18 protein-coding genes and 1 riboswitch are annotated in these 22,365 nt (G+C 74.0%); of the genes, 4 read left to right on the top strand and 14 right to left on the bottom strand.

Features of this window, described 5'->3' with window-relative positions:
• Positions 1–2: 2 nt before the first annotated feature.
• Together K7I03_RS03205 and K7I03_RS03210 are read right to left on the bottom strand one after the other, a co-directional pair.
• The gene (locus K7I03_RS03205; RefSeq protein WP_185942765.1) at positions 3–842 is read right to left on the bottom strand and encodes a class I SAM-dependent methyltransferase; all 840 of its coding nucleotides are present in this window, start codon (positions 840–842) and stop codon (positions 3–5) included.
• 132 nt (positions 843–974) lie between these two features.
• Complete coding sequence (locus K7I03_RS03210; RefSeq protein WP_185942764.1) at positions 975–2,117, bottom strand: Nickel transporter NicT; 1,143 nt, start codon at positions 2,115–2,117, stop codon at positions 975–977.
• A 32-nt stretch (positions 2,118–2,149) separates the two neighbouring features.
• A riboswitch (cobalamin riboswitch) is annotated at positions 2,150–2,372 on the bottom strand.
• A gap of 306 nt (positions 2,373–2,678) precedes the next feature.
• Here K7I03_RS03210 and K7I03_RS03215 point away from each other — a divergent pair.
• Together K7I03_RS03215 and K7I03_RS03220 are read left to right on the top strand one after the other, a co-directional pair.
• A complete protein-coding gene (locus K7I03_RS03215; RefSeq protein ID WP_185942763.1) occupies positions 2,679–4,211 on the top strand; it encodes an APC family permease in 1,533 nt (510 codons plus the stop codon).
• Between the two features lie 107 nt (positions 4,212–4,318).
• Positions 4,319–4,909 (top strand): YIP1 family protein, encoded by a 591-nt coding sequence (locus K7I03_RS03220; protein WP_185942762.1) that lies wholly within the window; start codon positions 4,319–4,321, stop codon positions 4,907–4,909.
• A 223-nt stretch (positions 4,910–5,132) separates the two neighbouring features.
• On the opposite strand, the gene K7I03_RS03225 is transcribed toward K7I03_RS03220, so the two are convergent.
• The 4 genes from K7I03_RS03225 to K7I03_RS03240 form a co-directional block, all read right to left on the bottom strand.
• On the bottom strand, positions 5,133–6,338 hold the full coding sequence (locus K7I03_RS03225; RefSeq protein WP_185942761.1) for a cytochrome P450 family protein: 1,206 nt from the start codon (positions 6,336–6,338) through the stop codon (positions 5,133–5,135).
• Between the two features lie 235 nt (positions 6,339–6,573).
• Entirely contained in the window at positions 6,574–7,788 is a 1,215-nt protein-coding gene (locus K7I03_RS03230) for an MAB_1171c family putative transporter (RefSeq protein WP_185942920.1), read from the bottom strand.
• Positions 7,781–8,464 (bottom strand): hypothetical protein, encoded by a 684-nt coding sequence (locus K7I03_RS03235; protein WP_224346844.1) that lies wholly within the window; start codon positions 8,462–8,464, stop codon positions 7,781–7,783. The genes K7I03_RS03230 and K7I03_RS03235 overlap by 8 nt, the downstream gene beginning before the upstream one ends.
• Entirely contained in the window at positions 8,461–8,946 is a 486-nt protein-coding gene (locus tag K7I03_RS03240) for a helix-turn-helix domain-containing protein (RefSeq protein WP_185942760.1), read from the bottom strand. The genes K7I03_RS03235 and K7I03_RS03240 overlap by 4 nt, the downstream gene beginning before the upstream one ends.
• A 315-nt stretch (positions 8,947–9,261) precedes the next feature.
• On the opposite strand from K7I03_RS03240, the gene K7I03_RS03245 reads away from it, so the two are divergent.
• Both K7I03_RS03245 and K7I03_RS03250 read left to right on the top strand, forming a co-directional pair.
• Entirely contained in the window at positions 9,262–10,188 is a 927-nt protein-coding gene (locus K7I03_RS03245) for a trypsin-like peptidase domain-containing protein (RefSeq protein WP_185942759.1), read from the top strand.
• A 142-nt stretch (positions 10,189–10,330) separates the two neighbouring features.
• Positions 10,331–10,678, top strand: a complete 348-nt coding sequence (locus K7I03_RS03250) for a hypothetical protein (protein WP_185942758.1) — start codon at positions 10,331–10,333, stop codon at positions 10,676–10,678.
• A gap of 96 nt (positions 10,679–10,774) precedes the next feature.
• Here K7I03_RS03250 and K7I03_RS03255 read toward each other — a convergent pair whose 3' ends face one another.
• The 8 genes from K7I03_RS03255 to cobN all read right to left on the bottom strand — a co-directional run bounded on the left by K7I03_RS03255 (position 10,775) and on the right by cobN (position 22,339).
• Positions 10,775–11,524, bottom strand: coding sequence for a hypothetical protein (locus K7I03_RS03255; protein WP_185942757.1), 750 nt, complete (start codon positions 11,522–11,524; stop codon positions 10,775–10,777).
• Positions 11,524–12,792: a VWA domain-containing protein gene (locus tag K7I03_RS03260; protein ID WP_185942756.1), complete on the bottom strand. Its 1,269-nt coding sequence runs from the start codon at positions 12,790–12,792 to the stop codon at positions 11,524–11,526. Before K7I03_RS03260 ends, K7I03_RS03255 begins: the two co-directional genes overlap by 1 nt.
• A 155-nt stretch (positions 12,793–12,947) precedes the next feature.
• Positions 12,948–13,733: a hypothetical protein gene (locus K7I03_RS03265; RefSeq protein ID WP_185942755.1), complete on the bottom strand. Its 786-nt coding sequence runs from the start codon at positions 13,731–13,733 to the stop codon at positions 12,948–12,950.
• Positions 13,734–13,806: 73 nt separating this feature from the next.
• A complete protein-coding gene (locus tag K7I03_RS03270) occupies positions 13,807–14,661 on the bottom strand; it encodes a hypothetical protein (RefSeq protein WP_185942754.1) in 855 nt (284 codons plus the stop codon).
• A 32-nt stretch (positions 14,662–14,693) separates the two neighbouring features.
• Positions 14,694–16,856, bottom strand: coding sequence for a hypothetical protein (locus K7I03_RS03275; protein WP_185942753.1), 2,163 nt, complete (start codon positions 16,854–16,856; stop codon positions 14,694–14,696).
• The gene (locus K7I03_RS03280) at positions 16,853–17,737 is read right to left on the bottom strand and encodes a hypothetical protein (protein ID WP_185942752.1); all 885 of its coding nucleotides are present in this window, start codon (positions 17,735–17,737) and stop codon (positions 16,853–16,855) included. Before K7I03_RS03280 ends, K7I03_RS03275 begins: the two co-directional genes overlap by 4 nt.
• Before the next feature lie 157 nt (positions 17,738–17,894).
• Positions 17,895–18,599, bottom strand: a complete 705-nt coding sequence (locus K7I03_RS03285) for a Crp/Fnr family transcriptional regulator (protein WP_185942751.1) — start codon at positions 18,597–18,599, stop codon at positions 17,895–17,897.
• Between the two features lie 110 nt (positions 18,600–18,709).
• Positions 18,710–22,339 (bottom strand): cobaltochelatase subunit CobN, encoded by a 3,630-nt coding sequence (cobN, locus tag K7I03_RS03290; RefSeq protein WP_185942750.1) that lies wholly within the window; start codon positions 22,337–22,339, stop codon positions 18,710–18,712.
• Positions 22,340–22,365: the final 26 nt, after the last annotated feature.

Genomic DNA, 22,365 nt, shown 5'->3' on the forward strand with positions numbered 1-22,365 from the left:
GCTCAAGAGCCGGACGCGGCGCCCGGGAACTCGAAGCGCACCAGCCGGAACACATCCCGCACCCCGGGCACGAGACTCGTCAGGCGCGCCTCCGCACGGGACAGCGGCGGGACCCTGCGGACATCGGGGAGGTCGCAGCCACGGACGACGTCGAGGCAGGTCAGGCCGGGGTGCAGGCGTTCCAGGGCGCGGGGGTCGTCGATGCCCCAGTGGAGCGTCGCGCCGGTCCTGCGGAAGAGGGGGATCAGCCGCTGCGCTCGGACGCCCAGGCCGTTGAGGCAGTCGAACAGCAGCTGTCCGCCCGGGAAATGGGCGGTGATGCGCCGGATCAGGCGTTCGCCGTCCTCCGGCCGCAGATACGGGACGAGTCCTTCGAAGACGGCCACCACGGGCCGGTCCGCGGGGAGTTCCTCCAGCCAGCCGTCGGCGGTCACGGAGGTCGCGAGGGTGCGGTGGTCGCCGTCGGCGGGCGGGAGGAGGCGGTTCCGGAGGGCGACGACCTCGGGGAGGTCGACGTCGATCCAGCGGGTCTCCGGGAACCGGGCGACGCGGTGCGCCCGGGTGTCGAGGCCGCAGGCGAGGTGGAGCACGGTCGCGCGCGGGTGCCGGGCCAGGAACTCGGCCGTCCAGTCGTCCAGGCAGCGGGCGCGCAGGGCGACGCCGGCCGCGTTCACGGACGCCATGCCCGTCCTGCGGAAGTCGTAGTCGATGCGCCGGACGGTCTCCAGGGCCGTGCGGTCGTGCAGCAGGGAGTGGCGGGACCGGCTGTCGACGGCGCGGGCGTAGAGGGTGGCGAGGAGGGTTTCCGGGACTCCGGTGAGGGTGATCTTCTCGCGTTCCATGGGCCTCCTCGTCGAAAAGCGGACGCTTCCGTTCTCACGGTAGCCCCGGCGGTGTCCGTCCGTCCCGCCCCCGCGAAATCCCGGGCGGGCGGGGGACGGAGGGGGACGCCGCCGGGGCCCGCCCGTCGCGCGTCAGCCCTCCGCCGCCGGGGCCGTCGCGCCGCGCGCGGCCCAGCGCTGCTCGACCTTGGCGAGGCGCCAGTAGGCGAGGGCCGCGGCCCAGACCACCACGAACAGGCCGACGATGACGAAGCCGACGTTGTCGAGGTTGAGGCCGGCGATCCAGCCGGTGACCGCGTCGTCCAGGTCCAGCTTCTCGTGCAGCACGCCGACGAGTTCGATGGTGCCGATGAGGAAGGCGACGGCGATCGACAGGCCGGTGATGGTGAGGTTGTAGTAGACCTTGCGGACCGGGTTGGAGAACGCCCACTGGTAGGCGAAGTTCATGAACGTGCCGTCGAGCGTGTCGAAGAGGCTCATGCCGGCGGCGAACAGCAGCGGCAGGCAGAGGATCGCGTACCAGGGCAGTCCGGCGGCGGCGCCGCTGCCGGCCATCACCATCAGGGTGACCTCGGTGGCGGTGTCGAAGCCCAGGCCGAACAGGAAGCCCAGCGGGTACATCTGGCCGGGGCGGGTGATGGAGCGGGTGAACCGGCCGAGGATGCGGTTCATGAAGCCGCGCGAGTCGAGCTGCTTCTCCAGTTCGGCCTCGTCGTAGCGGCCCTCGCGCATGGCGCGGAAGATGCGCAGGATGCCGGCGAGGGCGACGAGGTTGAGGGCGGCGATGAGGTAGAGGAAGCCGCCGGAGACGGACGTGCCGACGACGCCGAGCGTCTGGTGGGTGGACGAGTCCTCGTCCATCAGCGTGCTGGCCATGTGCGTGCCGCCGGCGACCAGCGCGGCCATGGCGACGACCACGCTGGAGTGGCCGAGGGCGAACCAGAAGCCGACGGAGACCGGGCGCTTGCCGTCGGCCATCAGCTTGCGGGTGGTGTTGTCGATGGCGGCGATGTGGTCGGCGTCGAAGGCGTGCCGCATGCCGAGGGTGTAGGCGGTGACGCCGAGGCCGACGCCGTACACCTTGGATCCCACGTGGTAGTCGTTGGGGACGACGAGCAGGAAGAGCACGCCGAAGGCGACGACGTGCAGGGCGGCTATGACGGCGAGCAGGCCGGCGGTCCGCATCGTGTCCTCGCGGCGCCAGCGGAAGGCGGCGGACGGCCCGGCGGCGGCTTGGGTGGACGCACCGGTGGACGCGTCGGTGGGCAGGGTCATTGGGGGTTCACGCTCCAGCACCTCGTGGATCGGTTCACTGAGATGCCGTGGCCGGTCTCCTGGCTGACGGGTTCGTTCGCGTCCGCCCCCGCCTTCCCGGCAGCCGGCTGCGGCCAGTGGCTCCACGCGCCCGGTGGGCCGCGCGGAACGGGACGGTCACTCCCCGATCACAGTGGCGAGGGCCGCTCCGGAATCGGATCCCCCTGGGAGGGTCCTGCACCGGTCTTCCCGAACACCACGGCCGGGTCACTGTAACGCCCCTGCCAGTGCGGATGCACCGAGAGTGGTGATTGTCATGTCCTGCCTCAGGGGGCGCACCGGTTCCGGTAGCGGCTTCCGTCCCGTGCCGCGCTCCGGCCCCGTGCGCCCCGGGTCTTGACTCGGCGCGGAGCGCCCGGCCAGAGTCACCCAGCATCCCGTCCGGCCCGTGGGCCCCAACTCCCGTGCGCTGTTCGGGCGGTGGCCGCGCACCGGTCCGGCCCACTCCGTCCGGGGTGATGGACGGGCCGGGCGGGCCGGTGTACGAGTGCAGGTATCGCGCCGACGGGAAGGGTGGCCGCCATGGCGGAGAGAGCGGGAGAGCGGGCCGACGGGCCGGACGGCCGGGACGGATTCGTCCGCCGCGTCGGGCCGTTCCAGGCCACCGCCATCAACATGAGCCAGATGTGCGGGATCGGCCCGTTCGTCACCATCCCGCTGATGGTCGCGGCCTTCGGCGGCCCGCAGGCCGTCATCGGCTTCCTCGCGGGGGCGCTGCTCGCCCTCGCGGACGGCCTGGTGTGGGCCGAGCTCGGCGCGTCCCTGCCGGGCGCGGGCGGCAGTTACGTCTACCTCCGGCAGGCATTCCAGTACCGGACGGGCCGGCTGATGCCCTTCCTGTTCGTCTGGACGGCCATGCTCTACGTGCCGCTGGCGATGGCGAGCGGTGTGATGGGCTTCGTGCAGTACCTGGGATACCTCTGGCCGGGCATGACCCCGACCCAGGGGGACCTGACCGGGCTCGCGCTCATCGTCGTCGTCGTGGCGCTGCTGTGGGGGCGGGTGGAGAACATGGCCCGGATCACCACGGTGCTCTGGGGCGTGATGATCGCGGCCGTGGTGCTGGTGATCACCGCCGCGTTCACCCACTTCAGCCCGGACCGGGCGTTCACCTACCCCTCGCACGCCTTCGAGCTGACGAGCAATCACTTCTGGATCGGCTTCGCGGCGGGGCTGACCATCGGCATCTACGACTACGGCGGTTACTGGACGACCGCCTACATGGGCGCCGAGATCAAGGACCCCGGACGCACCATCCCGCGCTCCATCATCTACTCCATCCTCGGCATCATGGGCATCTACCTGCTGCTCCAGATCGGCACCCTGGGCGTCGTGGACTGGCGGGACATGCTCGACGCGGACAACGTCGCCTCGTCCTCCGTCGCCTCCGCCGTGCTGGAACGCACCTGGGGGAAGGGAGCCGCCGACGTCGTCACCGTGCTCGTCCTGATCACCGCGGTGGCGTCGGTCTTCACCGGCCTCCTGGGCGCCTCCCGCATCCCCTACAACGCGGCCCGGGAGAAGGTGTTCTTCCGCGCGTTCGGCACCCTGCACCCGCGCCACCGCTTCCCCGTCCTCGGTCTGCTGAGCATGGGGGCGATCGGCTGCGTCGGCTTCCTGATCGGCCGTCACACGGACCTGGCGACGCTGATCCAGCTGCTGACCACGGTGATGGTGCTCGTCCAGGCGCTGGGGCAGATCGCGGCCGTGACCGTCCTGCGCCGCCGCCAGCCGACGCTCCCGCGCCCGTACCGGATGTGGCTCTACCCGCTGCCGAGCCTGGTGGCGCTGGTCGGGTGGCTCGTCATCTACGGCTACGCGGACCGCAATTCGCCCGGGCGGCACCCCATCGAGTGGTCGCTCGCCTGGTTCGGCGCGGGCTGCTTGGCCTTCCTGCTGTGGGCGCGGGTGGAGCGGGTCTGGCCGTTCGGGCCGCGGGAGATCAGCGAGGAGTACCTGCCGGACGCGGGTGAGGGCACGGGTGGGGACGCGGGTGAGGGGGCCGCCCCCGAACCGGACGCCGGCGCCGGCCCGGTGGAGCCCACGCCCGCCTGACGCACCACCCGAAACGCCCGCCTGACGCCCCGTCGGGATCCGGCGCACGGAGGGCCCGCCGCGCCCGCCCCGGGATCACCTCCCAGGGCGGTGAGAGAATCGTCCCCATGCCCCTGACCACCACGACGTCCCCCCGCCCCCCGGACTCCGGACGGCGCAAGCTGCTCTGGCACCGGCTCATATTCGGGCTCTGGTACCGGCCCGTCGAAGTGCTCGACGAGGCCCGGGACCGGAGCGTCTGGGGCGCCGCCATGTTCCTCTGCCTGCTCTGCGGGGCGCTGGGGACCATGGCCAAGGACTCGTTCTGGGCCCAGTGGGACGTGAGCCCCGCGCTCGCCCTGGAGGCCATGGCCATCGGCTCGGGAGTGGTCCTGCTCGCCAGCGTGCTGCTCGGCCTGGTCACCCACGCCATCGCCCGCCGGCTCGGCGGCAACGGCCGGCCCGGGCCGACGGCGAGCCTGTTCGTCCTCGTCTTCTGGACCACCGACCTCCCCCGGCTGGTCCTGGACTCCTGCCTCCCGAGCGCCTCGATCCCCGTCCGCGCCACCGCCGCGGCCTCCGCCGTCTTCGGCTGCGCCCTGGCCACCCTCCTGATCCGCGGCCAGCACCACCTGCCGACCCGCAAGGCGGTGGCGGCGGTGAGCATCCAGATGCTGGCGGCGGTGGCCCTGCTGAAGTTCCCCCCGGGCAGCGGCTGACCGAGCGCCGCCCCGGGCGGCTCCCGGCGCTCCGGCGCCGCGCGGAGCGTCCCCCGGCCCCTCCGGCCCGTCGCGGAGCGTCCCCGGCCTCCGGCCCGTCACCGCGGCGGGCCGGTTCGCCGTGCGCCCGGCTCCGGGCATGCGAAGGCCCGCCCGGTGCGACGGGGGATGCACACCGGGCGGGCTCGAAGACAGTTCTACCTCATCAAGGATGGGTTATGCATCAAAAACGTGTTCGGCTTGTGGCCGACCAGCGCACGGGGAGCGAAATCAAGCCACGCGCGCGAATGGACGGACGCCACTTCAGTTCCTCTCTCGGAACGGCGAGTTCCAGTTTTTCGAAGCGTTCGAGCAGGGCCGCCAGGGCGGTCTCGGTCTCCATGCGGCCGAGCGCGGCGCCCAGGCAGTAGTGGATGCCGTGACCCAGGGCCAGTGAGCCGGAGGTGTTGCGCCGCAGGTCAAGGCGGTCGGGGTCGGGGAAGCGGGCGGGGTCGCGGTTGGCGGAGGCCAGGGAGAGGAGCACGGTTTCGCCGGCCGGGACGGTGACGCCGCCGATCTCGACGTCCTCCAGCGGGAAGCGGCGGATGGCCAGGGGGCCGGGGCCGTCCCAGCGGTTGAGCTCCTCCACGGCCGCCGCGAGTCCGTCCGGATTCTTTCGCAGGGTGCGGAGCTCCTCGGGGTGGTCCAGGAGGGCCAGCACCGAGTTGGCGATCAGGTGGACGGTGTTCTCGTAGCCGGCGAACAGCAGGAGGAAGGCGAGCGAGGTCAGTTCGTCCTCGGAGAGGCGGTCGCTGCCGTCCCGGACGGCGATCAGGTCGGACAGCAGATCGTCCGCGGGCTCGGCGCGCTTGGCGGCGAGCAGGCCGGCGAAGAAGCGGATCATGCTTCCCACCGCCTCGCGGGCCGCCTCCGGACGGGCCGGGTCGGGGGTGATCAGGGCGTCCGTCCAGGCCCGGAAGTCCAGCCGCCGCTCCTCCGGGATCCCCAGCAGGTCGCACATGACCATGATGGGCAGCGGACCGGCGTAGGCGGCCAGCAGGTCGGCGGAGCCCGCCGGTTCGACGGCGTCGAGCAGTCCGTCGGCGAGGCGGCGCACCGGCTCCCGCAGCTTCTCCACCCGGCCGGGGGTGAACGCCTTGACCACCAGGCGGCGGACGCGGGTGTGGTCCGGGGGGTCCATGTTGAGCAGGTTGGCGTCGAGGGCCGGGGGCAGGGAGAGGCCGGCGTAGTTGCCGGGCGTGGCGTTGCGCTTGTCGAGGGAGAGCCGCGGGTCGGCGAGCGCCCGGCGGACGTCCTCGTAACGGGTCACCAGCCAGGCGGGGTTGCCGTCCGCGCCCTGGACGCGGTGGACCGGGCCGGTCTCCCGGAGGGTGGCGAGGGTGCCGTGCGGGTCGGCGATGAGGGGGCGTACGTCGATGGGTCGTCGCATGCCGTCGACCCTAGGGGGGTGGCGGCGGGCGGCGGTTCCCGGCCCTCGCCTTCCCGTCGGAAGAGTTCACCTTTCCCGTCGGAAGAGTGCGCTCGTCGGAAGAGTGCGCCTTTCCCGTCGAAAGAGTTCGGCGCGGGCCGGCATCGGTCCCGTGAGTACGGGCACCGGCGCCGGCCCGCGCCGCGGGCGGCCGTGACCCCCGTCCATGGCCGCCACGTCTGTGGGTCGCGCGTCCTCAGTGGGGACGGCGCTCCGCACTGGTCTCCCGTAACTCCTTGAGCACGGCGTCGACCAGCTGGTCGTGGAAGACGTCGGCGACGAGCGCCAGGTGCTCGTGCTCGGCCGCCGGATCGGAACTGACGGTCACCACCACGCTGTCGGCGTGCGGGACCGGGACGTGGCCGGTCGCCTGGTTGGCCAGGCCCCGGCGGAAGGCCGCGGCCTCCACCACGGCGGCGATCCGGCGCTCGTCCAGCGCGGCGGCGTCCGCCCTGCGGTGGGCGATCTCCAGGGCGGCGGGCTCGACATGGCGGCGGACGCCGCGCTGGATGTCGCGGATCTCGGCCATCTGCCGGTTGGCCCGCCACTCCAGGTCGGCCAGCGGCCAGCGGGAGACCCAGCGGGAGGTGCCGATGGTCACCTCGGGGACGTGCGCGGTGACCTCTTCCCAGAGCGGGTGGAGGCGGCGCAGCCGGCGCCAGGCGGTGGCGCGGGGGCCGACGGCGGGCAGCGAGAAGCCGAGCAGGACGAGCAGGGCCGCCACCGACGCGCTCATCGGGGCCACGCCGTTGGACAGCCAGTACACGTCGCGGCCGGCCCAGGTGAGGACGAACCCGGCGAGTTTGCAGGCGCAGTAGAGCAGCCCCAGCCAGCAGCCCGCGGCGAGCGTGCGCAGCCCCCTGGAGAGCCAGGACGGGCCGAGGGTGGCGGCGTAGCGGGGGCACAGGACGCCGAGCCCGGCGAGGCTGGTGCCGAAGATGGCCAGGTACAGCGCCAGGAAGGCGACCACGCCGGGGGCGTCGGCGTAGGCGGTGCTGAAGTCGCGGGGGTGCTCGACGGCGTCCGGGCGGCCGACGGCGAAGCAGACGATCGCCGCCGTCCAGGCCGCCGCCACGGCGGCCACCGCGAACCGGGACCGCGCGACCGCGCGGGTGTGCGCGGCGGCGTCGCCGCGGCTGGTCCAGCGGAGCAGCAGCACGGTGGCGCCGGAGGCGAACAGCACGACGGCCGAGTAGAGGAAGACCATCGCCAGGTTGGCGACGCCGGTGAGCCTGTCGAAGGCGCGGTAGACGCTCGGCGCGGAGAACAGGAAGACGACGGGCACGCCGGCGGTCATCAGCGCGGTCAGGCCCAGGTCGGTGTTGCCGCGGTCGCGGAACCAGGCGCGGGCCTTGTAGGCGACGATGACCCAGGTGACGGCGGAGAAGGTGAGGTAGAGGGCGTCAAACACCGGCACCGCCCCCGTCCGCTCCGCCGGTGCCGCCGTCCGGTCCACCGGCGCCGCCGTCGTCGGTCCGGGTCCGGCGCACGTGCTGGAGCGCGGGGCCGAGGGAGGCGGCGAGTTCGGCGGCCGGGCCCTCCAGGGGCTGCTCCTGGCCGGGCGGGGGCGGGACGACCTTCTCCATGAGGAGGGTGCCGAGGATCTCGGTCTCGCGCTCGGTGAGGTTGTCGTAGCAGTGGTGCCGGGCCAGGCCCATGGTGAGCCCCATCCGGCGCATGGCGGTGGCGACGTCGACGGACGGCGTCCACACCTTGAGGGCGTCTTCGGTGACGGCCGGGTCCTGGTCGTGGCCGAGCAGCAGGTGCCCTATCTCGTGCAGCACGATGTGGACCTGGTGCCAGGGCGAGGTCTTGAGCTCGTAGACGACCCAGTAGCCGTCGTCGGTGGTGGCGGTCATCCCGGAGACGACGCCGTCGAGGCTCATCGGCACCAGGTGGATCGGCCGTCCCACGCGGCGGGCGACGACGGCGCACAGGCCGCGGAGATCGGTGGAGGCCGGCAGCGCGAGCTCGGCGATGAGCTGCTTGCACCGTCGGCGAATCCGCCCCACCCGCATGACTGCACCGTCCTCATCCTCGGTACGCCGCCAGTGGGTGAAGAGCCGGTCGTCCGCCACGACGGTCACGGGCGCTCCTCACCCCCCGCCGCGGGCGGGTCCGACGGCAGGTTCATCTGCTGCCGGAACTGGGAGATGATGGTGGTCAGGCTGTCCTGGACCTCGGGCGGCAAGCCCACCGAGCGCAGGGCGATGGCCCGTACCCGCTGGTCCCGCATCGCGACGAGGAAGCGGACCTCCTCCTCCACCCGGGCGGTCTGCGGCGCGGACAGGTCGCCCATCAGGTAGCCGACCGGCACGGCGAAGAACTTCGCCAGCGCCCGCAGCACGTCCGGGCTGGGGTTGGCGCGCTTGCCGTTGCGCAGCATCGACAGGTACTGCTCGGTGAGCGTGACCCCGCCGTACTCCTCCGTGCCGCGGCTGATCTCCTCCGCGACATGGGCGTTGGTGTACGGCGCACCCGGCGGGTGCATGTTGGCGAACAGGTAGTTGAGCCGCCCCGCCAGTGGGCTGCCCGTGTCTCCCGTCGCTCTGTCCCCCCTGACCGCCATGTGTCCCCCCGTTCCAGGTGCCTGGTTTCGCACGGCCGCCTCACGGCCGGTTAAGCCCTGAAGGGTCGCGATGGGCATCCTGTCACGCGCGGACGCGAAGCACTAGTCCGTTCCGGATTACGAGCGGATGACGGACTTAACCGTCGGTTGATGGCAGGTCAGAAAGCCCCTGGGCAGGCGGCAGAGCCGGCAGCGGCCCGCTCCGGCGTCCTGGTGAATCCTGTCGCGTCCGCCTCTCGCCACACCCCTCCCGCCGGGTGGAGGATGACACGCTCACCTCGTATGTGCCCCCGCGCACCGGAGAGGAACCCGCCCATGCGCAGACCCCTCGCCGCAACCGCTCTCGCAGCACTCCTCCTCGGCCTCACGGCCCTCTCCCCCGGCGGCCGCGCCGCCGCCGACCCCGGGCAGCGCGCCCTGGCCGCCGCGGCCGACGCCTACTGGACCGCCGACCGGATGGCCTCCGCCCTCCCCGCCGAGGCCGCGCGCCGCGCCGCGTCCGCCCCGCCCGACGCCCGCAGGGCGCCCGTCCCGCCGAGCCACCCCTTCGACGGACTGCCCCAGGTGGGCACCTTCTTCTGGACCGACGGCCAGGGCCAGGGCCGGTTCTGCGGCGGGACGGTGGTCCGCAGCCCGTACCGCAACCTGGTGGTGAGCGCGGCGCACTGCCTGCGCCGCCCGGACCCCAAGCGGCGGCTGTCGTTCGTGCCGCAGTACCACGACGGGCTCAAGCCGCACGGCGTCTTCCCGGTCGAGGCGATCTACATCGACCAGCGCTACTACGACCTCGGTACGGACGGCGGCGCCCGCTGGGACTACACCGTCGTCCGGCTCGGCGACCGCGCGGACGGCATCCCGGTCGAGCGCGTGACGGGCGGCTTCGACCTCGCCTTCCACCCCGGCTACCGGCACTCCGACGTCCGCCTGATCGGCTACCCGGGCAACAGCGACGCCAAGTACCCCAAGCCCCTCGACTGCCGCTCCACCACCCGCCGTTACACGAGCACGGACCCCAAGGCCCCCGGCGACTTCCTGGAGATCGCGTGTGCCGGGTACGTCGGCGGCACCTCGGGCGGTCCGTTCCTGATCCGCGGCGCGACGGGCGGGTACACGCTGATCGGCGTGATCGGCGGCTACCACACGGGCGGTGACACCCCGGACATCTCCTACAGCTCCTACTTCACCGAGGACCTGCTGGACCTGTACGTCGACGCGGTGCACGGCGAGCCGCCGGCGGGGTGAGGACGCGGGGCCCCCGGAGTCGGCGGACATTCCGGCCCGGATGAGGCGCCACTCGTCCGGGTGACTCCCGGACTGGGCGGATCGGCGCGGGGGTAGCGACAGCCCGTCGTCGCAGTCGCCCTTCTCCGAGAGGACCGCGCGTATGCGCTTCCGTGCCGCCCTGGCCGCCGCCGCGGGTGCCCTGGCCCTGATCGTCACCCTGCCCACGTCGGCCGCCGCGGCCGAGGGCCGGTTCGAGTACACATACACCGGCTTGGACGGCAGGCCCGACACCGCGGCCCTGGAGGACCCGCCGAGCCTGGACTGCGTCACGCTGCCGGAGGTGGCCGACCCGGGCAGCAGCTCGCCGGCCCACTCGCCGCGCAACCGGACGGACGAGTACGCCGAGGTCTTCACAGAGCCGGACTGCTCGGGTGACTCGTTCCGGCTGCGGCCGCACACCGGTTACGGCGGGGAGCGCCTCAAGTTGCGGTCGGTGCGGTTCTCCTGAGGCGGCCCGCTCCAGGGACAGGCGGAACGGCGGCACCACCGGTGGGATTCCGGTGGTGCCGCCGTTCCGTGCCCGGGACCGGGGCCCGCGGGCGCGTTACGCGCGGCGCGGGCGCCGCGTCAGCGTGTAGCCGCCGATGGCCGCGAGCGCGCCGAGCACGGCGCCGCCGACGGTCCACACCCAGCGGTCCGACCACCAGCCGCCGTTCCAGCCGTCCTCCGGCTCGGCGACGGCACCGGCGTGCAGCGGCGCACCGAGCTCGCCGCCCTCGGCGTACTTGCCGCCGGCGTCCTCGGCGGTCGCCTCCACCTCGGCGTGCACGGGCAGGCCCATGTCCTGGTCCGGCCCGTCGGCGACGGTGAGACGGACGTAGTACGCGCCGGGCAGCGGGTCGTTCGACCAGCGCTCGGCGTACGGGCGGACGACGCGCAGGGTGCAGCTGAGGGTGACGGTGGTGTCCTGCTGGGACACCCGCTTCGTCCGCTCCCCCTCGGCGCAGGCCTGGCGGCGGCGCAGGCCGTCGAAGACGTCCAGCTGCCAGGTGGCGGCGCCGTGCCGGGCGCTCGCCTCCGGCAGCCTGACCGTCGCCTTGGCGGTGGGCCGCTGGCCGGCTCCGGCCGGGAACTGCCAGTAGAGGTAGTCACCGGTCGTACCGTCGGCGGTGGCCTTCTGGTCCTGCTTGACGGCCGTGGCGGTACGGAACGACGTACCCGCCTCGGTCGGGTCGCCGTTCTGGCCCTTGGTCCCGGCGGGGGCGTCGGCCGCCGCCGCGCCGGAGACGGTGAACAGCGCGCCGGCCGCGAGCAGCCCGGCGGTCAGGGTCCGTGCGACTCTTGTGACACGCATCAGTTGGCCCTCCAGATCGCGACGCGCCAGCGGGCCAGCCAGCCCCACAGCAGACCGGCGACCAGGCCGGTGACGACGAGGACGGCGAGCAGCACCCAGCCCCGCCCGAGGCCGAAGGCGGCCATGTCGGACGGCTTGTCCGGGGACTTCACCAGGTCGACGGCGAGCTCGACGGGCAGGCCGGGGTCGCGCTTGACGGAGGCCGGCGCGGAGAAGGAGTGCGAGACCTCCAGGCAGACCGTGCGCGCGTCGGCGTCGTCCTTGGAGTCCTTCTTGCCCTTGCTCACGGGGTAGCGCAGGCCGGAGGACATCACGTCGGTGCGCCCGTTGCCGGCGTCGGAGCCGCGGACGAGCTCCTGGCCGCCGTCGCCGACGGCTCTGACGAGGATGCCGTAGTCGCGGTCGACGGGCCGGTCGGCGCCGACGCTCGCGGCGGCGCGCAGCTCCTGGCCGGGCTTGACCTTGACCTTGTACCAGCGGTGCTCGCCGAAGGTCTCGCGGTCGGTCCACACACCGGCGCCGATCTCGGGCGCCGCGGAGCAGGCGTCCGCGCCCTTCGTGGGCTTGGGCGTGTCGTCGACGGGGGTCTCGGAGCGGCGGACGAGCTGCTTGATGCGGCCTGACAGCTCCTTGGTGTGCCGCACGGTGGTGTACGTGCCGCCGGTGGCCTCGGCGATGCAGGTGAGCTGCTCGCGGGTCTTGTCGTCGTGCGCCAGGCCGAGCGTGTCGATGGTCAGGTGCGTGCCCTTGGCGGCGAGTTCGCGCGCCACGTCACACGGGTCGGGCTGGCCGCAGGAGTCCTCGCCGTCGGTGATGAGGACGATGCGGCGGGTGCCGCCGTCCTCGCCGAGGTCCTGGTCGGCGCCGCGCAGGGCGTAGCCGATGGGCGTCCAGCCGGTGGGGCGCAGGGTGGCGACGGCCGCCTTGGCCTCGGTCCGGTCGACCTGGCCGACGCGGTACTCCTGCTTGCTGTCGCGGCAGCCGATCGCCTTGTCGTCCCCGGGGTAGTGGGCGCCGAGCGTACGGATGCCGAGCCGCACGCCCTCCGGGGTGGCGTCGATGACCTCGTTGAACGCCTGCTGGGCGGCGGCCATGCGGGACTGGCCGTCGATGTCGCGGGCCCGCATCGAACCGCTGACGTCGAGTACGAGCTCGACCTTCGGGGAATCCTTGGAGGGCCCGTCGGCGGCCTGCGCCGGCACGACACCTCCGGCCAGTGCGGCGAGCAGAGCGCAGGCGCCCGCCGCCAGCCGTCTTGTGATGATCATCCGAAGATCCTAGTGACCCACAGGCGGTCGGCTCAAAACGGGAGTTGCGGGAGCGGGGAGCACCGCGGGGGCGTCAGGGAGCGCGTGGCGGGCACCGGGAGCGCGTCCCGGTGCCCTCGGTCTCCCCGCCCGGGGGCGGGCTAAGCCGGCGCCGGTCACAGCCCCTGCTGCTTGGACTGCTTGAGCTTGGTGATGTCGATCGTCTGGTCGGCCGGCGGCGCCTTGGCCGCGACCGGCTTGTCCCAGTCCGTCAGGGTGGTGACGCTACCGTCCTTGGAGTCCTCGATCTTCAGCGGGTAGGGCTTGCCGGTGGTGGCGACGCTGATGGTGGTGCCCTTGGCGCTGATCGGGACGGCCTGCTGCCCGTCGACGGTGGTGACCGCCCCCTTGGTGATGGTCTCCGTGCCGCCGTCGTCCTGGCCCATCTGCGCCTGCATCGCCGCCAGGTTGCACGCCCTCGTCATGCCGCGGAGGTTGGGGTCGCTGGTGGGACCGGAGACGTAGCGGCCCTTGAACAGCTCGGCCGCCTGCGGGTTGGCCTTCGACGCCCACAGCTTCTCGTCGGCCTTCAGCCACACCTTGTCACCGAGTTTGATCACCTCGGCGGATCCGGTGGTGGGGGTGGCGATGGTGCCCGCGCAGTTGCCCTGCTTGTCCATGGCGAGGTCGACCTTCATCTGCTCGCCGTTCTTGCTGCCGGACGCCTTGAAGCGGAGCGAGCCCGCGTTCCTCAGCTCCGTCTTGGCCTTGTCCGATATCTCCTTGCCGGACAGCTTCTCCACGCCGTTGCCGGACGCCGCGTCCTTCGCGGGCGCGGAATCGGCCGCCTTGGCGGGCTTCTTGTCCCCCTTGTCGTCCTTGCTGTCGCTGCCACAGGCGGAGAGTCCCAGGACCGCCGCCATGCCGACGGCGGTCATGGCGATGCCGTGCTTGCGCTTCATTCGGTGCCACTCGTGCTTTCTGTCAGTGCTGGTGCTCGAGGTAACACCCTACGGCCCGGCACCGACAACGGATTTACGCTCCGGGCGCCCACGACGGCGGCTCCGGGGCCGCCATGGCGTGCACGCGCTCGGTGACGGCCTTGGCGAGCTGCTCGCGCTCCTCGGGGGCGAGGCCGTCGAGGAGCGCGAGGGTGACGTCCCGTCCGTCCGCGCCGGGCCGGTCGCCGGACGGCGGGTGCGCGGTCACCCACTCCAGGACCTGCCGCACCTCCTCGGGTCGGTGCAGCAGCCAGAGCGCGGCCAGCGCGTCGGGGCCGGTGCGGACGGCCTGGAGGTAGAACTCGTACTCCTCGCGCCGCTGCGGCGACCACAGCAACGGCGGGGCGCCCTTGTCCGCCGGGCGCGGCGGCTCGGCGGCGGGCTGGGCGGCGGCGAGGCAGCAGGCCAGCCCGGTGGCGTCCACCGGCTGCGGCTGGGCGAGCAGTTCGAGGAGGTGCTGGGCCGACGCCTGCTCGGCGGCGGTCTCGGCGCGGGCGGCCAGGGTCTGGAACCGCCGGTCCAAGTGGCCGACGACGGCCGCCCAGCAGCCCTCCGGCGGGCCGCCGCCGAGCACCGCGCGGGCCGGGTCGGCGACCCACCAGGCGACCTGGAGGGCCGCGGGCGCGCAGCCCGGCGGCAGTGCCCAGGTGCCGGCGCGGGGCGCGGTGTCGACGAGGTACGTCTCGCGGTAGCCGCCGAACGCGGCGCGGACGAACGAGCCGCGCCCACCGGGCTCGCAGATGGTCCCGCCCTCGCCGTCCAGCAGCACCAGGGCCTGTTGGCCGGGCTGCGCGAGGCGGAAGCGGAGGAGCTCCCCGAAGGGGCTGCGGGTCCCCCGGCGCCACGGCGGGGTGTCCGTCACGGTGGCCGGGTACGGGGTGAGGGTCATGCCGGTCTCTCTCCTGCTGGTGTTCCGAAGTGTCAGAGGGCCTGGCGCCAGGCGGCCAGTGCCTCGGCCGCCCGCCGGCCGCCGGGGGCCGGCCGGGCCGCCTCGAACGCGGTGAGCAGCCGCAGCGCGCCGCCGCGCGGCGCGGCGCCCAGCCGGTCGGCGAGGCGCTCGACGAAGGGGGCGCGGCGGGGGTCGTCGGCCGCGCGGCGCTGCCAGTCCAGGAGCGCGGCGCGCACGGCGGGGAAGGTGCCGGGTTCGGCGAGCGCGCACCGGATCAGTTCCAGGCCGGGCGGGTCCTCGCCGGGGCGGCCGCCGTCCCGGGTGCCGAGCAGGTGGCGGGTCCACCACTCGGCGGGCTCGCGCGCCGCGGCGGCGGTGCGCAGCAGCTGCGCGGTGGCGGTGCAGGCGGCCTGCCGGGTGGCGTCGCCGGCGCGGCACCAGGACACCAGCCCGTCGAGCAGGGCGGCCCGGCCGGCCGGTTCGGCGAACAGGGAGAGCAGCGCCCGGCGGACGGCGGAGGCGACGGCTCCCGTCCCGTCGCGCGGCCCGTCACAGACGGTCCGCAACAGGGTGAGCGCGGTCCCGGGGCGGGCCAGCCCGAACTCGGTGGCGCAGGCGAGCGCGACCGTGCAGCGCCGGGAGACCGACGCCTGCCGGCTCCAGCCGCGCAGCCGGGCCTTGACGGCGGTGGCGAGCACGGGGTCGGTGGAGGCGGCGCCGAGGGCGCGGGCGGCCAGCCGCCAGTCCGCGGGCCGGGCGGACGCGGCCAGGTCCTCGACCGGGCCGAGGGCCCGGCGCCCGGAGCTCCACTGGGCACACTGGCCCAGGACGAACCCGGCGCGGTCGCCGCGCCCGTGCTCCGACGGCGTGGTGCCGAGCCACTCCACCAACAGCTCGGCCGCCTCGGGGTGTTCGCGCCACACGTGCTCCAGGACCGCGCGGCCCTGGAGGTGCCGGGTGAACGCCACGGGCCGGGTGAGATAGCTGTAGGCGGAGGTGGTGTGCACCTCGGCGGGGGCCACGTACGCGCCGATCGCCTCCAGCCGTTCGGTGCGGGACCGGCGGAAGACGGCCCGCGGCGCCTCCTCCGCGTCCGCGTCCGGGTCGGGGGCGGGGCCGCCGAGCCGCCCGCCGGCGATCCGCAGCAGGCGCCCGGCCTCCTCCTCGACCAGCGTCTGGTCGAAGTGCTCGAAGACGCAGGCGGCGAGCAGCAGGGCGAGGTCCTCCGGGCTGTCGCGCAGCGCGTCGAGCAGCCTCGGGGCCCGGCCGGCCGCGTGGAAGCTCAGGTGCTCGCGGACGATCTCCGGGTCCGCGCCCCGCCGGACCACCCGGACGATCTCGGCGGCGATCTCGACGACCTGGGCGGGGCGCAGGCCGGGCTGCAGGGTCTCGTCGAGCAGCCCGGGCGGCAGGGCGGCGAGCGCGGGGGCGACGTCGGCCGGGCCGTCGAGGACGGCGGCCAGCCGGGCGTCGAGGACGGCGCGCGGCTCCGGCGGCAGGGCCCGGACCGGCGGGGTGTGCAGGGTGTCGCCGAGGTGCGCCAGGACGGCCGGGGTGCAGGGGATGACGACGACCATGCGGGCGTCGGCCCGTTCGAGCCGGGCGCGGAGTCCGTCCAGGGCGATGGTGTCGAGTGCGGTGAGCCGCGGTTCGAGGAGCCCGTCGGCGAGGTAGCCGCGGGCCGGGGCGGCGCCGGGGGCCCAGGTGGTGAGGTCGGTGTCGGAGTCGAGGGCCCGGAGCGCGAAGCAACCGGTCTGCCGGTGGAGGAGGTTGAGGGCGGCGGTGCGGCGGCCGGTGCCGTCCTGTCCGGCGAGGAAGAGGAGGCGGTCGTCGCGCAGCCGGCCGAGGGCGTCCGCGAACCAGGCGGGCTCGGCGAAGCCCTCCAGGGCGAGGGCGGTCCGCTCGGCGGGGATGTCGCCTTCGCGCGGCTCGACGCCGTCGCCGCGCGGGGCTGCCGGCTCGCCGTCGCCGGCGGCGTCGTAGTGCTGGCCGCCGCGGACCAGGTCGGAGATGTTCAGGAAGCCGCGGTTGTCCCAGATGTTGACGACCTGGAAGCGGCGGCCGAACTCCTCGGCCGCCTGCTCGCCGAGGTCGGGGGCGGGGTCGGGGCCGGTAGCGGGCTCGGGGCCGCCTTGCGGCGGTGCGGCGTCGGAGGCGGGCGCCTCCGGCTCGTCGACGAGGACGGATTCGCTCACCGGCCCGCTCCCCGTGCGTCGTCCCGCGGGTCGGCGCCGAAGGAGACGTGCTGGCCGCCCTCCACCGAGCCGTTGTTGAGGAAGCCGCGGTTGCCCTGGCTGTTGATGGTGGTGGTGCCGCGGTGTGCGGCGGGTGCGGGCCGGTCGCGCCGCTCGGGTACGGGCGCGGTCGCGGGCGCCGGCTCCTCGGCCTCCGGCCGTTCGCCGAGGATCCGGCGGTCGTAGAGGTTGCCGGAGGGCGCGGGCACGTACAGCCAGGCGAGTTGCTGAAAGTTCTTGCCGGCGACGGTGGCCGGCACCTCGATGAACTGGTCCGGGTGGCGGCGGGTGTAGCCGGAGAGGACCGCGTCCTCGAAGACGCGCTGCGAGAGGATCGCGGCGACCTGGGTGATGCTCTCGCTGGAGGCCGCGAGGATGGCGCGGACGGGCCGGGAGTCGAGCAGCCGGTGGGTGTCGTTGCGCGGGGTGCCGTTGCCGTCGCCGGGGGCGCCGGAGTCGGGCAGCGGTCCGACGTGGAGGCTGGCCCGGAGCCGGACGCGGCCGGTCGCGGTGGCGTGGATGTTGTAGTCGGTGAGGACTTCCTGGAGTTCGTGCAGGAAGGGGTGGATGACCCGGGGCAGGGCGACGGGGTCGAAGCCCATGGCGAAGCCGTCGCCGGTGTTGTTGGCGAACTTCCGCTCCAGCCAGAGCTGTTCCAGGCCCGAGCGGGCGAACGCCTGCCCGAGGAGCTGGGGGATGACGGTGGTGAGGGACGCGTGCTCGGCGGCGGGCCGGCCGGTGAAGTCCTTCGCGTCCACGGCGAGGATCCCCCGGTAGGGCGGCAGGTCGCGGCTGACGCTCCAGGGGGCCGGGCCGGTGGCGGGGGTGTCCGTGACGGACATAGGGGCGACTCCTCGGTGGTGAGGTCGTGCGGAAACGATCCGCGGGGTGGCACCCGGCACCCCATTCCCCCCGGTAGGGGTGCCGGGCTCGCCTCGGATCCTTCTGGAGTCGCGTGGTTCGGTGTGCACCATGAGTGCACAGGAAACGTGACGAGCGTCACGCGTCCGCGTACGGCCCGTCCGTCACAGGGGCCGCCGCCCGCAGGGCGTCGAGGTCGTGGACGACGACAACGCCGCGCTCGGCGGTGACCACCCGGGTGCCGATCTCGCCCAGGGCCGTGCTGACGGTGTTGCGGGACACCCCGAGGTACTGGGCGAGTTCGGTGCGGGTGACCGACAGGTGCGCCCCGTCGCCGGTCCGCTCGCCGTACGCCGCCTCGGCGAGGGCGAGCAGCGCGTGGGCGACCCGCTCCCGTGAACAGCAGCCCCCGCGGGCGCGGTCGGACTGCCGCAGCCGGGTGAGGGCGTGCCGGGTGAGGACCGGCGACAGGTCGTGCCGCTCGACGAAGGCCCGGAACCGCCGCCCCTCCACCACGACGACGGTGACGTCCCCTATGGCCGACACGGACGCCAGCCGCCGCTCGCTCTCCTCCAGCACCGCGGCCTCGCCCACCACGTCACCGGCACCCCGGAACGCCAACACCCGTATGGTGCCGTCGCGTTCCACCCGGGTCACCTTGACCACGCCCTCGACCAGGGCGAGTACGTGCGTCCCCGTGTCGCCCTGGCGCAGCAGCGTCTCACCGGCCCGGTGCCGGCGCGTCCGCCCCTCGTCGAGCAGCCGCTTCCATAACGGCTCGCCGGCCAGCCGGGTGAAGGTGACGCCCAGCGCCGGGTCGTGCCGCTCCCTCTTTCCGTCCATGAAGGGACTGTAGATGTAACGGGCGTCACAGCGGCGCGAGATGAGGGAGCCCGACCGCGAAGGCCCCCGGGGCGCACTGTCGTCCCGGGGGACCTTCGCGGACGTCGGGACTACTCCTCGTCCGCCCCGCCCTCCAGCTCGCCCTCCGTCTCCAGGAACACCTGGCGCAGGGCGGCCAGCGTCTCGGCGTCGGGCTTGGCCCACATGCCGCGGCTCTCGGCCTCCAGCAGCCGCTCGGCGATGCCGTGCAGCGCCCAGGGGTTGGCCTCCTGGAGGAAGGCGCGGTTCTCGGGGTCGAGGACGTACGCCTGGGTGAGCTTGTCGTACATCCAGTCGGGGACGACGCCGGTGGTGGCGTCGTAGCCGAACAGGTAGTCGACGGTGGCGGCGAGTTCGAAGGCGCCCTTGTAGCCGTGGCGGCGCATCGCCTCGATCCAGCGGGGGTTGACGACCCGGGCGCGGAAGACGCGCGAGGTCTCCTCGACGAGGGTGCGGGTGCGGATGGTCTCCGGCCGCGTGGAGTCGCCGATGTACGCCTCCGGCGCCTTGCCGCGCAGCGCCTTCACCGTGGCCACCATGCCGCCGTGGTACTGGAAGTAGTCGTCCGAGTCGGCGATGTCGTGCTCGCGGGTGTCGGTGTTCTTCGCGGCGACGGCGATCCGCTGGTAGGCGCTCTCCATGTCCGCGCGGGCCGGCCGGCCCTCCAGGCCGCGGCCGTAGGCGTAGCCGCCCCACACGGTGTAGACCTCGGCGAGGTCGGCGTCGGTGCGCCAGTCGCGGCTGTCGATGAGCTGGAGCAGGCCGGCGCCGTAGGTGCCGGGGCGGGAGCCGAAGATACGGGTGGTGGCGCGGCGTTCGTCGCCGTGCTCGGCGAGGTCGGCCTGGGCGTGGGCCCGGACGAAGTTGAGCTCGGCGGGCTCGTCGAGGGCGGCCACGAGCCGTACCGCGTCGTCGAGAAGGCCGATGACGTGCGGGAAGGCGTCGCGGAAGAAGCCGCTGATGCGCAGGGTGACGTCGATGCGCGGCCGGCCCAGCTCCTCCAGGGCGACGGCTTCGAGTCCCGTCACGCGTCGCGACGCCTCGTCCCACACCGGACGGACGCCCAGCAGCGCCAGCGCCTCGGCGACGTCGTCACCGGCGGTGCGCATCGCGCTCGTCCCCCACAGGGAGAGGCCGACGGACGTGGGCCAGTCGCCGTTGTCGGCGCGGTAGCGCTCCAGGAGGGAGTCGGCGAGGGCCTGGCCGGTCTCCCAGGCGAGCCGGCTGGGGACGGCTTTGGGGTCGACGGAGTAGAAGTTGCGGCCGGTCGGCAGGACGTTGACGAGACCGCGGAGCGGCGAGCCGGACGGGCCGGCCGGGACGAAGCCGCCGGCGAGGGCGTGCACCGCGTGGTCGAGCTCGTCGGTGGTGGCGGCGAGGCGCGGGACGACCTCGCGGGCCGCGAAGGCGAGGATGGCGGCGACGCCGTCGCGCTGCCCGTCCGGGAGTCCGGCGCAGACGCCGGCCACGGCCTCGGGGTCCCAGCCCGCGTCCTCCATGGCCTCGACGAGGGCGCGGGCGCGCTCCTCGGCCTCGTCGGCGGTGGTGCGGGTGGCGGCGGACTCGTCCAGGCCGAGGGCCTCGCGGAGGCCGGGCAGGGCGGAGGTGCCGCCCCAGATCTGCCGGGCGCGCAGGATGGACAGGACGAGGTTGACGCGCTCGGGGCCGGTGGGGGCGCCGCCGAGGACGTGCAGGCCGTCGCGGATCTGGGCGTCCTTGACCTCGCACAGCCAGCCGTCGACGTGCAGCAGGAAGTCGTCGAAGCCGTCGTCGTCGGGCCGGTCCTGCATGCCGAGGTCGTGGTCGAGCTTGGCGGCCTGGATCAGCGTCCAGATCTGGGCGCGGATCGCCGGGAGCTTGGCCGGGTCCATGGCGGAGATCTGCGCGTACTCGTCGAGCAGTTGCTCCAGGCGCGTGATGTCGCCGTACGACTCGGCGCGGGCCATCGGCGGGACGAGGTGGTCGACGAGCGTGGCGTGGGCGCGGCGCTTGGCCTGGGTGCCCTCGCCGGGGTCGTTGACGAGGAAGGGGTAGACGAGCGGGAGGTCGCCGAGGGCCGCGTCGGGGCCGCAGGCGGCGGACAGGCCGGCGTTCTTGCCGGGCAGCCACTCCAGGTTGCCGTGCTTGCCGAGGTGGACCATGGCGTCGGCGCCGAAGCCGCCGTCCTCGCGGGACGCGGCGATCCACCGGTAGGCGGCGAGGTAGTGGTGCGACGGCGGCAGGTCCGGGTCGTGGTAGATGGCGATGGGGTTCTCGCCGAAGCCGCGCGGCGGCTGGATGAGGATCAGCAGGTTGCCGCGGCGGAGGGCGGCGAGCACGATGTCGCCCTCGGGGTTGCGGCTGCGGTCCAGGAACATCTCACCGGGCGCCGGACCCCAGTGCTCCTCGACGGCTTCGCGCAGCTCGGCCGGGAGCCGGTCGTACCAGCGCTTGTAGTCGGCGGCCGGGATGCGGACGGGGTTGCGGGCGAGCTGCTCCTCGGTGAGCCACTCCTGGTCGTGGCCGCCGGCCTCGATCAGGGCGTAGATCAGCTCGTCGCCGTCGCCGGACTCCAGCCCGGGGACGGGCTCGTCACCGAAGTCGTACCCCTCCTCGCGGAGCCGGCGCAGCAGGGCGACGGCGCTGGCGGGGGTGTCGAGGCCGACGGCGTTGCCGATGCGGGAGTGCTTGGTGGGGTACGCGGAGAGGACGAGCGCGATCCGCTTCTCGGCGGCGGGGACGTGCCGCAGCCGGGCGTGCTTGACGGCGATCCCGGCGACGCGGGCGGCGCGCTCCAGGTCGGCGACGTACGCCGGCAGGCCGTCCTCGTCCACCTCCTTGAAGGAGAACGGGACGGTGATGATGCGGCCGTCGAACTCCGGGACGGCGACCTGGGTGGCGGCGTCCAGCGGCGAGAGCCCCTCGTCGTTCTCCTCCCAGGCGCTGCGCGGCCCGGTCAGACAGAGCGCCTGGAGAACGGGCACGTCGAGCGCGGCCAGCGCCCCGGCGTCCCACGACTCGTCGTCGCCCCCGGCGGACGCGGCGGCGGGCTTGGTGCCGCCGGCCGCGAGGACCGTGGTGACGACGGCGTCGGCCGCGCCCAGCGCCTCGACGAGCTCGGGCTCGGGAGCCCGCAGCGAGGCGACGAACAGCGGCAGCGCGCGGCCGCCCGCGTCCTCGATCGCGCCGCAGAGGGCCTCCACGAAGGCGGTGTTGCCGCTCATGTGGTGGGCGCGGTAGTAGAGCACGGCGACCGTCGGCCCGCTCGCCCCCGGCTTGGGCGTGCGCTCCAGCGCACCCCAGGTGGGGGCGGCGGCCGGGGGCTCGAAGCCGTGGCCGGTGAGCAGCACGGTGTCGGAGAGGAAGCGCGCGAGCTGTTCGAGGTTGGCGGGCCCGCCGTGGGCGAGGTAGGCGTGCGCCTCGGCGGCGATCCCGATCGGCACGGTGGAGTGCTCCATCAGCTGCGCGTCGGGCGCCTGTTCGCCGGTGAGGACGACGACGGGCTTCTCCGCCGCCAGGAGCCGGTCGAGCCCTTCCTGCCAGGCGCGGACGCCGCCGAGGAGGCGGACGACGACGAGGTCGACGCCTTCCAGCAGCTCCGGGAGGGTGTCCAGCGGCAGCCGGGCGGGGTTGGCGAGCCGGTACGGGACCGGGCTGCCCTGGGCGGCGGCAGCGCGGGCGCTGAGCAGGTCGGTGTCGGAGGTCGACAGCAGAAGGATCACGGCACGGCCTTCCTCGGGGTCCGCGC

It is taken from the genome of Streptomyces mobaraensis, from assembly GCF_020099395.1.
Classification (GTDB): Bacteria; Actinomycetota; Actinomycetes; order Streptomycetales; family Streptomycetaceae; genus Streptomyces.

Coding starts and splice junctions, on each gene's coding strand:
- K7I03_RS03205 (WP_185942765.1), bottom strand. CDS start 842: ATGGAACGCGAGAAGATCACCCTCACCGGAGTCCCGGAAACCCTCCTC.
- K7I03_RS03210 (WP_185942764.1), bottom strand. CDS start 2,117: ATGACCCTGCCCACCGACGCGTCCACCGGTGCGTCCACCCAAGCCGCC.
- K7I03_RS03215 (WP_185942763.1), top strand. CDS start 2,679: ATGGCGGAGAGAGCGGGAGAGCGGGCCGACGGGCCGGACGGCCGGGAC.
- K7I03_RS03220 (WP_185942762.1), top strand. CDS start 4,319: ATGCCCCTGACCACCACGACGTCCCCCCGCCCCCCGGACTCCGGACGG.
- K7I03_RS03225 (WP_185942761.1), bottom strand. CDS start 6,338: ATGCGACGACCCATCGACGTACGCCCCCTCATCGCCGACCCGCACGGC.
- K7I03_RS03240 (WP_185942760.1), bottom strand. CDS start 8,946: ATGGCGGTCAGGGGGGACAGAGCGACGGGAGACACGGGCAGCCCACTG.
- K7I03_RS03245 (WP_185942759.1), top strand. CDS start 9,262: ATGCGCAGACCCCTCGCCGCAACCGCTCTCGCAGCACTCCTCCTCGGC.
- K7I03_RS03250 (WP_185942758.1), top strand. CDS start 10,331: ATGCGCTTCCGTGCCGCCCTGGCCGCCGCCGCGGGTGCCCTGGCCCTG.
- K7I03_RS03255 (WP_185942757.1), bottom strand. CDS start 11,524: ATGCGTGTCACAAGAGTCGCACGGACCCTGACCGCCGGGCTGCTCGCG.
- K7I03_RS03260 (WP_185942756.1), bottom strand. CDS start 12,792: ATGATCATCACAAGACGGCTGGCGGCGGGCGCCTGCGCTCTGCTCGCC.
- K7I03_RS03265 (WP_185942755.1), bottom strand. CDS start 13,733: ATGAAGCGCAAGCACGGCATCGCCATGACCGCCGTCGGCATGGCGGCG.
- K7I03_RS03270 (WP_185942754.1), bottom strand. CDS start 14,661: ATGACCCTCACCCCGTACCCGGCCACCGTGACGGACACCCCGCCGTGG.
- K7I03_RS03280 (WP_185942752.1), bottom strand. CDS start 17,737: ATGTCCGTCACGGACACCCCCGCCACCGGCCCGGCCCCCTGGAGCGTC.
- K7I03_RS03285 (WP_185942751.1), bottom strand. CDS start 18,599: ATGGACGGAAAGAGGGAGCGGCACGACCCGGCGCTGGGCGTCACCTTC.